This window comes from Pediococcus argentinicus, from assembly GCF_001437605.1.
In the GTDB taxonomy this organism is placed as follows: domain Bacteria; phylum Bacillota; class Bacilli; order Lactobacillales; family Lactobacillaceae; genus Pediococcus; species Pediococcus argentinicus.
In genome coordinates this window covers 25,757-34,713 of record NZ_JQCQ01000019.1, presented here as the reverse complement: position 1 = coordinate 34,713, position 8,957 = coordinate 25,757, and the positions used below count along the sequence as shown (strand labels likewise).

Below are 8,957 nucleotides of genomic sequence, written 5' to 3'. Positions count from 1 at the left end.
ATGTCAACTTGACAGGGCCGAGCGCAGGTAAAAGCTTTTTATTTAAAATAGGAATGTATGTATTTACGATAGGCTCATTAATTGCCAGTATATTCACCAACTTCAATGTGTTGATGGTGGCAAGAGTGATTCAAGCTATTGGTGCAGCAGCAACATTATCAAACAGCTTTGGATTGATATCACAAATTTTTCCTGATAAGAATCGTGGACGAGCTATGGGATTCAACACAATGTTTATTTCTGCAGGATTTATTGCTGGTCCAGCCTTAGGTGGATTATTGTTGCAATATTTCTATTGGAATTCTATTTTTATGATTAATATTCCAATTGGTATTGTAGCAATTATAATGAGTTACTTCTTTTTACCTAAAGAAAAAGTTGGTAAAATGGCCAAAGGCTTTGACTGGACTGGATCGATTTTGTTATTCGTTATAGTTGCTGGATTTATTAGTTACTTAGAAATTGGTCAGAATAGTGGATTTGGTTCACCAATAATGTTACTTGGTATTTTAGTAATTGTGATTTTAGCAATTGCTTTCTGGTATTGGGAGAGAAGGCATACCGCACCAATACTTGATTTTGGCCTATTTAAAAATATAAGTTTCACGATTAGTTTAGTTGCAGGTGTTATGGTAATGATTGCAAATTCATTCTTTGACATTGTATTTCCCTTTTACCTACAGGATATACTAAATTGGTCGGTTGGTGTGGCAGGTCTTATGATGATCGCCTTTCCTGTTGTTATGGCTATCTTTGCACCCATTGGAGGTGCTTTAGGTGATAAAGTTAATCGTAATTTAATTACTATAGTTGGGGCAATTTTATTAATTTTATCCCAATTAATGTATACGACGTTTGGTCTTACAACATCCGTTTGGTTAATGTTATTGGCGACAACTATTAACGGCATTGGTACAGCATTTTTCGTTTCAAATAATACAACTTTAATTATGGCAAACGTTTCTGGCGAACAGGCAGGTGTAGCTGGGGCAGTTCAATCTTTACTAACTAATTTAGGCCAAGTTTTGGGCGTTGTTTTTGCAAATATATCGCTATATACAACAATGAGTGCTAAAGCAGGCCACAGAGTTAATACTATTCCCATCAAACACCCTGATTGGTTTGTTGATGGAATGCACGTTGCATTTATAGTGACTACTGTACTACTTGTTATTGCATTATTGATTGCTTTGCGTCGAAATGCTAAAGGTTTTGGTGTTAAATAATGTTTTTAAATTTTAAGGTAAAATAAAGCTTAACTAATCAACGATTACATTAAGTGAGAAGAGCCCCAATCCATTAGGATTGGAGCTCTTTTTTTGTTTTAGTCACTTAAAAAGTAGCTAAAAATAGTGGCACCACGTGGCACTGATTTGAAATTGGGTCACTATCGACCCTAATTGCACTTATTATAATCTAAGACTAGTTAATAAATTATGAATACTGAATTCTACAATTTTATCGATATGTAAATCAGCAATATCTTGATTTGTTTATAGGTTTGATTGGCATGCTGAAAACATCTAGTGATTTAACATATCATTCCTATTTTTTCAAAATGATACAATTAAAGTTATATGGATATTAATAGAGGCTTCCATTTAAAAAATTATCAGATTGGTGAATACATGGAATTAAGACTTTTAAAGTACTTTTTAGTAACTGCTAATGAAGAAAACATTTCCCGAGCAGCTACAATACTTCATATAACGCAACCTACCTTGAGTCGACAGATAAGGGAATTAGAGCAACAACTTGATACGACTCTGTTTACCAGAAATAAAAATACTATTAAACTGACAGAAGCTGGTATTTTCCTTAAAAGTAGAGCTAAAGAAATTATTGATTTAAATGATGCATTAGATCAGGAATTTTCTGCACAAAGCAAGCAGCTATTTAGTGGGAATATTAGAATTGGTTCAATTGAGGCTAATAGTACTAAATTATTAGTATCTATATTGAAACAATTTGTACAAACGTATCCAAAAGTCACATTTGATTTATTCGACGGCAATAGTGAGGATATTAAAACTAAACTGGATGCTGGATTAATAGATGTCGCAATTTTGCTTGAACCGGTAAAAACACAAAGATATAAAAAGGTTTTATTACCGCAAACAGAGCGTTGGGGATTTACAGTCCCAATGCACAGTACATTAGCAAAGAAAGATTTTATTCAGGCTAGCGATTTAAGTGAAATGAACTTAGCTGTAGGAAGTCGGGATGAGGTCAAAAATATGCTTAGCAAATGGGCCCGTAGGTCACTCGATGATTTACATATAATGGGTACTATGAATCTAAGCTTTAACATGATGGCATTGGTTGAATCTGGATTTATCAATGCGTTAACGATTGAAGGGGCCACTAGTGCATTTGGTAACGGTAACTACAAGTTTGTACCGTTATATCCGGAGTTGAAAACTAATTGTATTTTAGCGTGGAAAGATGGACGAACCTTAACACCTACCGTCTCAAAATTTATAGATGTGTTTAGGCATGCTGCAAAGGCATAGCTTTAAAAAATATAGGCATTAGTAATATAAAAAATCGATAGTAATATTATCTGCACAAGGTAATATTGCTATTTTTTTTGGAGGTATATACATGACGGTAGAAAACAAAGTTGTCGTAATAACTGGAGCATCATCAGGAATAGGTGAGGCGACAGCTAAATTATTGGCAGCAAGCGGTGCTAAAGTTGTTTTAGGTGCTAGAAGAAATGAAAAACTTGAAAAAATAGTGACAGATATTAATGAATCTGGTGGAAGCGCCGTATATAAAGTTACTGATGTTAAAAATTCGAATCAAGTTAATGATTTAGTTGAATATGCTATTAAGGAATTTAATGGAGTAGACGTTATCTTTAATAATGCAGGAATTATGCCAACATCTCCAATAAGTGCTCTTCATACCCAGGAATGGAAAGAAATGATTGATATAAATTTAATGGGTGTTTTAAACGGGATAGCTGCTGTGATGCCATACTTTACTAATCAAAGACACGGCCAGATTATAACAACTTCATCAGTAGCTGGCATTAAAAGCTTTCCAGGTGCTGGGGTATATGGTGCCACTAAATTTGCGATTAGAAATTTAATGGAAGTCATTAGAATGGAAAGCGCTCAAGAAAAAACTAATATTCGTACTGCTACTTTGTATCCAGCTGCCATTAAAACAGAACTTTTAAATACTATAACTGACAGCAGTGCTCTAAATAATATGAGTAAATTGTATGAAAATGTTGGAATCACTCCTGATTCAGTGGCAAACGTGGTTAAATTTGCCATTGACCAACCAGAGGATATTAACGTAAATGAATTTACTATATATCCAACTAGACAAGTATAGTATACGAGGAGGAATTAATGTGAGTAATTCAGAAGTTAAAGATGGTATTATTTTTCCAAAGGGTAATCCTAATATCGATTATGCTCAGTTTTTTGTTGGACAAAGCTACCTTAATTCATTGGTAAGCGATCGGAATATTGATGTTACGGTGAGCAATGTAATATTTGAACCAGGATGCCGTAATAATTGGCATATTCATCACAGTGGTTATCAAATCTTACTAGTCACTGGTGGAGAAGGATGGTATCAAGAGGACGGCAAACCTGCTCAACGACTCGTAAAGGGAAATGTGATTGTAACTCATGATGGTATTAAACATTGGCATGGTGCGACGAAGAACAGTTGATTCTCTCATATCGCAATTACTGCCGGAATACCGGAATGGCTAGAACCTGTTGATAATGAATATTATGATGATTTGGAGGGAAAATAATGAAGAAACAAACTGCCGGACGTAATAACTTGGGAGATTTTGCTCCAAAATTTGCAGAGTTAAATGACGATGTTTTATTTGGTGAGGTATGGTCTCGTGAAGATAAAATGTCTTTACATGATCGTAGTCTAATTACAGTTTCAAGTTTATTAACACAAGGTGTTCCACAGCTAAAAGCTCATATGAAGATTGCAAGAGATAATGGCGTCAGTAAAGAAGAAATGATCGAACTAATTACACAATTATCCTTCTATGCCGGCTGGCCCAAGACATGGTCAGCCTTTGATTTAGCTAAAGAAATATATGAATAGTCAAGTCAGTTATAAAATGTCAACTGGTGAACCAGTAGTCTACGACTTCAACGACAAACTTGAAGTACAAGGTAAGACAAAGCTTAACTAATCAACGATTATATTAAGTGGAAAGAGCTCCAATCCTTATGGATTGGGGCTCTTTTTTTAGTTTCGGTCACTGATTGGTCACTAAAAAGTCGCTAAAAATAGTGGCACCACGTGGCAATGATTTGAGATTGGGTCACTATCGACCCTACTTGCACTAGAAAAATAAAATTATTACTTAGTAATAGATAAAATATTCAGCAAGTCATTATATTGGTCTTTAAAGTATCAATATCTGTTTCTGCGGTATATGCAAATTGTGGCTGTTAGGTTTTAGTGACTTTCAGTCTAAGTCCTTAATCGCTTGGCTCATAAAATTATCTAAAACAGATCCAGCCGAATATATGTTATATGGCTGCTTAGTCTCACGTACCCAGTGAACAACAGCTTTAATTCGACTAATACTAATGTAATTAACTAAACTATCAGAACTAGAATACGTATTACTAATTTCACCAAGGAGCATTTTAAGCATGGCATGTTGAAATGATGCATCGTCTTGCTGACATTTAACAACTTCAGATAATTCATCGGTGCAAAGCTGAGCAAGGGTCGTAAATGGGTGAGTGTTTAAGTCGTCATTATTAATATTTTTCCTTTGAAATTGATCACTTAACAACGTATCCAGCAAGGCATACTTATCTTCATAATATGCATAGAATGTAGTTCTATGAATTAATGCCTCGTCTGCTATTTTACTGGTTGTTATTGATTTGAATGTATACTTTTTCAACAGATTTAAAAAGGATTGTTGGATTGTACGCGTCATTCTTTCTGCTTGGCGATCAGCCATTTTTCTACACTCTCCATTAACTGTTGGATGTCACTACACAAAATACAATGTGATGACACTCGTCTGATTTATAATGCTATGATACTCAACAATTAAATAATAAACAACTAACACAAAATAAAAGGAGATTTAATTAATATGAAGGCAATAACAATAGATTCACTAGGTGAGCAAAGCAAGTTTAAACTAACAGAAATAGATCAACCAAAACCAAATGATGATGAGGTATTAATTAATATCAAAGCATTTAGCATTAATCCGATGGATGTTGCTGCAAAACTTGGTGCACTAAATAGTCCTTTCCCGGATAATTGGTCATTCCCTCTTGTATTAGGATGGGATATGTCTGGAATAATTGTAGAAGTGGGATCTAATATTACTGAATATAAAGTTGGCGATCGCGTTTTTGGAGAGCTTCGTAATGATCATGCCGGTAACAATGGTAGCTATGCTGAATATTGTGCTACAGATACAAGCCAGTTGGCTAAGATTCCGGAAAAATTATCTTTTGCTCAAGCCGCTGCACTACCTATTGCAGGTTTAACAGCCTATCAAGCAATCACTGAGAGCTTAGATGTTCAACCTGAGCAACATATTTTAATACAAGGTGGTGCCGGTGGAGTTGGTTCTATTGCAGTTCAAGTAGCTAAATTAAGAGGAGCACATGTTGCAGCAACTGCTGGCCCGGCTCACATTCAAATGTTACAAGATTTAGGTGTTGATCAAGTTATTAATTATCATGATGTTCAACCAAAAGATGTACTTCATGATATAGATGGTGTGTTTGACACAGTTGGCGACATTGAAGGTGGATTAGCAACATTACGTAGCGATGGTAAATTAATTACCATTGCTGCACAACCAACTTCTGAACAATTAAATGGTTCACAACACGTTGCCTTCCAATTTACTCACGGAACTTCTAAAATGCTGACAGAACTAGGTGGTCTGATTGCAGATGGGGAAGTAAAGCAAGAAGTTGAGACATTACCATTTAGTGCAGAATCAGTTAACAATGCACAAGATCGCGTTGGTGATAGACACGTCACTGGAAAACTTGTTATCACCCTTTAATCAACGCTTTTGTTTAATGATAAAAGATAAATCTTATTGGAGAAAATAAATTTAAAAATGGATACAATTGAGACTATTCATCAACGTCATGCAACGCGTGCTTTTAAAGATGATACTATTTCAAATGAACTTTTAAAAAGTATTATAGCTGATGCCCAAACAGCACCATCATGGGGCAACTCGCAACCGTGGAAGGTAACGATTGCCACGGGAGAATCATTATCAACAATTAAAAATAACTTTAATGAAGCTTCAAAAAATAATCTCATGGAAGATGCCGACTTATCAAAGGCCCATCGCGGTGATTTTTCTTCTTTTGCAAGTCAAAATATGGGGGATTGGGTTGGAACATTTCATCCTATCATTACTGCTGATTCAGATACTTATTGGGATAGTCGTCGAAGTCTTTATCACGCACCAGCGATTGCGTATCTTACGATTGGCAAAAATCCAAATAGTTGGTCTATTTATGATCTCGGTGCTTTCTCTCAAACCCTAATGTTATCAGCTACTGCTCGAGGTGTTCAATCGTTAGTTTCCTATGAATTGATTAAGTATCCCGATATTATTCGAGATGCCTTAAAGATTCCTAGTGACCAAATTATTGCTATTGGTGTAGCACTGGGCTATGAAAAAACTGATAAAGTACTAAATCAGTTTCGTTCACATCGCATAAATGTTGATGACATTTTGAATATAGTTGACTAAGAGAAAACGGTAAATCAACAATTTATAACTTCTAAGACAAGTTCGAAATGCAAGGTAAGACAAAGCGGAACCAATCATCGATTGAATTAATTTAAAACAATATTGCCTAAAAGATGCTTTTTTAGTTTGTAATGAGCTTTATAAATGACGAGAAGAAATTGTTGATTGTGCAAATTCATTAGATTCATTGAAGATCCTTGAAAAGGAAATGTAGGAGGAAATTAATTATGTATGAAGATTTAAATAATAAAGTTGCAGTTGTCACAGGTGGCTCTAAAGGAATTGGTAAATCAATTGCTAAACGATTTGGTGAAGAACATATGTCAGTGGTTATTAACTATCATTCTGACCCAGATGGTGCCAATGATGCGGTGAATTTAATTCAAACAAGTGGCGGTAAAGCAGTTGCTGTGCAGGCAGATATCAGTCAAGAACAAGGTGCAAATGATCTTTTGCAAGCAGCATTGGATAATTATGGCAAGCTCGATATTTGGGTTAACAACGCTGGAATGGAAAATCGAGTAGCAACCAATGAGATGTCCTTAGAAGTTTGGCAGCGAGTAATTGATGTTAATCTTACTGGAGTCTTTTTGGGCTCAAAAACAGCATTAAACTATTTTGTGAAAAATAATCGACCTGGAAATATTATTAACATGTCATCAGTCCACGAACAAATTCCATGGCCAGGATTTGCACATTATGCTGCTTCTAAGGGTGGAGTTAAGTTGTTCAATGAAACAATTGCAATGGAATATGCAAACAAAGGAATACGCGTCAATGCAATTGGACCAGGCGCAATTAATACACCAATTAATGCTGAGAAGTTTGCTGATAAGCAGCAACTAAACGATACACTTGAAATGGTACCAATGAAAAAAATTGGAGATCCAGAAGACGTGGCTGCCGCTGCAGCCTGGTTAGCTTCTGATCAATCTAAGTATGTTACTGGAGTAACGTTATTTGTTGATGGTGGTATGACCCTTTATCCATCATTTCAAAATGGAAAAGGCTAGTTATTAAATGAGGAAATAAAGAAATGAATATACTTATCGGAATTATTCCTGCAATTGCATGGGGAATACTACCACTTGCAGTTACCAAGATTGGTGGCAAAACGACTAATCAAATTATTGGAACTACTTTTGGTACATTTATCGTGTCTTTAATTGTGTGGTTGATTATGCAACCAGCTGTAACTACAGGGCAATTTTTGCTCAGTGCTCTTTCAGGGGCAGCTTGGACAATTGGGCAATTTTTACAGTATACAGCGTTTAAACGAATTGGAGTTTCGCAGGCTATGCCAATTTCCACTGGACTACAGTTAGTTGGGACTTCACTGTTAGGAATTTTAGCTTTTGACGAATGGTCAAAGGGTAATGAATTATTAATTGGAATAATTGCACTTGTAGTGATTATTATTGGGATTGTATTAACGACTATTGATGGGGAACAAAGTAATTCTAAAACAAAGAATGCAATCGGACCCACCATCGTTATCTTTTTAATATCTACGGTTGGTTATATTGGTTACTCTGCATTTCCAAGAATGGCAAAAGTGTCGGGTCTACAGGGATTTATGCCACAAGGGTTAGGCATGGCACTAATGGCTCTGATTCTTGTCTTATCTACTGGAAAACGAAAAGTGTTTACTGAAAAAGTTACTTGGATTGGTCTTATCGATGGAGCCATTTTCTCGATTGCTGCACTAACTTATTTGATGTCTGCTCAGTTAAATGGAATCGCAACTGGGTTCACACTTTCACAGATGAATGTTGTGATTGGCACGATTGGTGGAATTTTGATTTTACATGAGAAACGTTCTAAAGCAGGCATAATATGGACAATTGCTGGACTTGTGTTAGTAGTTGTTGGTGGAGTACTTATTGGCAATATGAACTAACAAAAAGATTTGAGATAAACTGGGTATATTTTTGCACTAATAGCAAGAAAATATGTCATGAGAAACGTAATTAAGAATTAAAATATAAATGAACATTAATAAGACCTATAAAATCTGATGAATCTGATTTTATGGGTCTTTTTGTTGTGTTTACTGATTGATTGTTAAAATAGACACCACGTGGCACCAATTTGAAATTGGGTCACTATCGCCCCTACCTGCACTCATAATGATTTACAAATATATATTATTTTATTAGTCTTATGTAAATAAGGCCTTTTTTAATTGTCTTTTATTAAGGAA

9 protein-coding genes and 2 pseudogenes are annotated in these 8,957 nt (G+C 35.3%); 10 read left to right on the top strand and 1 reads right to left on the bottom strand.

Going from position 1 to position 8,957, the window contains the following annotated elements:
• The 6 genes and pseudogenes from IV88_RS05745 to gpmA all read left to right on the top strand — a co-directional run.
• Positions 1 to 1,226: MFS transporter (locus IV88_RS05745; protein ID WP_157059328.1), on the top strand; the 1,226-nt coding region annotated here is incomplete at its 5' end.
• Positions 1,227 to 1,628: 402 nt separating this feature from the next.
• Positions 1,629 to 2,513: a LysR family transcriptional regulator gene (locus IV88_RS05740; protein WP_057799678.1), complete on the top strand. Its 885-nt coding sequence runs from the start codon at positions 1,629 to 1,631 to the stop codon at positions 2,511 to 2,513.
• Positions 2,514 to 2,604: 91 nt separating this feature from the next.
• Positions 2,605 to 3,348: an SDR family oxidoreductase gene (locus tag IV88_RS05735; protein ID WP_057799676.1), complete on the top strand. Its 744-nt coding sequence runs from the start codon at positions 2,605 to 2,607 to the stop codon at positions 3,346 to 3,348.
• A pseudogene (locus tag IV88_RS05730) lies at positions 3,314 to 3,781 on the top strand (cupin domain-containing protein). Before IV88_RS05735 ends, IV88_RS05730 begins: the two are co-directional and overlap by 35 nt.
• Entirely contained in the window at positions 3,781 to 4,092 is a 312-nt protein-coding gene (locus tag IV88_RS05725; RefSeq protein ID WP_057799674.1) for a carboxymuconolactone decarboxylase family protein, read from the top strand. Before IV88_RS05730 ends, IV88_RS05725 begins: the two are co-directional and overlap by 1 nt.
• A gap of 16 nt (positions 4,093 to 4,108) precedes the next feature.
• Positions 4,109 to 4,183: pseudogene (gpmA, locus tag IV88_RS09575) on the top strand (2,3-diphosphoglycerate-dependent phosphoglycerate mutase); the annotation flags it as partial.
• A 279-nt stretch (positions 4,184 to 4,462) separates the two neighbouring features.
• On the opposite strand, the gene IV88_RS05720 reads toward gpmA, so the two are convergent.
• Positions 4,463 to 4,972 (bottom strand): TetR/AcrR family transcriptional regulator, encoded by a 510-nt coding sequence (locus tag IV88_RS05720; protein WP_057799672.1) that lies wholly within the window; start codon positions 4,970 to 4,972, stop codon positions 4,463 to 4,465.
• A 138-nt stretch (positions 4,973 to 5,110) separates the two neighbouring features.
• On the opposite strand from IV88_RS05720, the gene IV88_RS05715 reads away from it, so the two are divergent.
• From IV88_RS05715 to IV88_RS05700, 4 genes are all read left to right on the top strand, one after another.
• Positions 5,111 to 6,046 (top strand): NADP-dependent oxidoreductase, encoded by a 936-nt coding sequence (locus tag IV88_RS05715; RefSeq protein WP_057799670.1) that lies wholly within the window; start codon positions 5,111 to 5,113, stop codon positions 6,044 to 6,046.
• Between the two features lie 57 nt (positions 6,047 to 6,103).
• Positions 6,104 to 6,754, top strand: coding sequence for a nitroreductase (locus tag IV88_RS05710; RefSeq protein ID WP_057799668.1), 651 nt, complete (start codon positions 6,104 to 6,106; stop codon positions 6,752 to 6,754).
• Between the two features lie 227 nt (positions 6,755 to 6,981).
• A complete protein-coding gene (locus IV88_RS05705) occupies positions 6,982 to 7,767 on the top strand; it encodes a glucose-1-dehydrogenase (RefSeq protein ID WP_147165254.1) in 786 nt (261 codons plus the stop codon).
• 23 nt (positions 7,768 to 7,790) lie between these two features.
• On the top strand, positions 7,791 to 8,654 hold the full coding sequence (locus IV88_RS05700) for a GRP family sugar transporter (RefSeq protein WP_057799666.1): 864 nt from the start codon (positions 7,791 to 7,793) through the stop codon (positions 8,652 to 8,654).
• Positions 8,655 to 8,957: the final 303 nt, after the last annotated feature.

What these genes read in the sequence shown, in the direction of transcription:
- IV88_RS05740 (WP_057799678.1), top strand. Translation starts at nt 1,629, where the DNA reads ATGGAATTAAGACTTTTAAAGTACTTTTTAGTAACTGCTAATGAAGAA.
- IV88_RS05735 (WP_057799676.1), top strand. Translation starts at nt 2,605, where the DNA reads ATGACGGTAGAAAACAAAGTTGTCGTAATAACTGGAGCATCATCAGGA.
- IV88_RS05725 (WP_057799674.1), top strand. Translation starts at nt 3,781, where the DNA reads ATGAAGAAACAAACTGCCGGACGTAATAACTTGGGAGATTTTGCTCCA.
- IV88_RS05720 (WP_057799672.1), bottom strand. Translation starts at nt 4,972, where the DNA reads ATGGCTGATCGCCAAGCAGAAAGAATGACGCGTACAATCCAACAATCC.
- IV88_RS05715 (WP_057799670.1), top strand. Translation starts at nt 5,111, where the DNA reads ATGAAGGCAATAACAATAGATTCACTAGGTGAGCAAAGCAAGTTTAAA.
- IV88_RS05710 (WP_057799668.1), top strand. Translation starts at nt 6,104, where the DNA reads ATGGATACAATTGAGACTATTCATCAACGTCATGCAACGCGTGCTTTT.
- IV88_RS05705 (WP_147165254.1), top strand. Translation starts at nt 6,982, where the DNA reads ATGTATGAAGATTTAAATAATAAAGTTGCAGTTGTCACAGGTGGCTCT.
- IV88_RS05700 (WP_057799666.1), top strand. Translation starts at nt 7,791, where the DNA reads ATGAATATACTTATCGGAATTATTCCTGCAATTGCATGGGGAATACTA.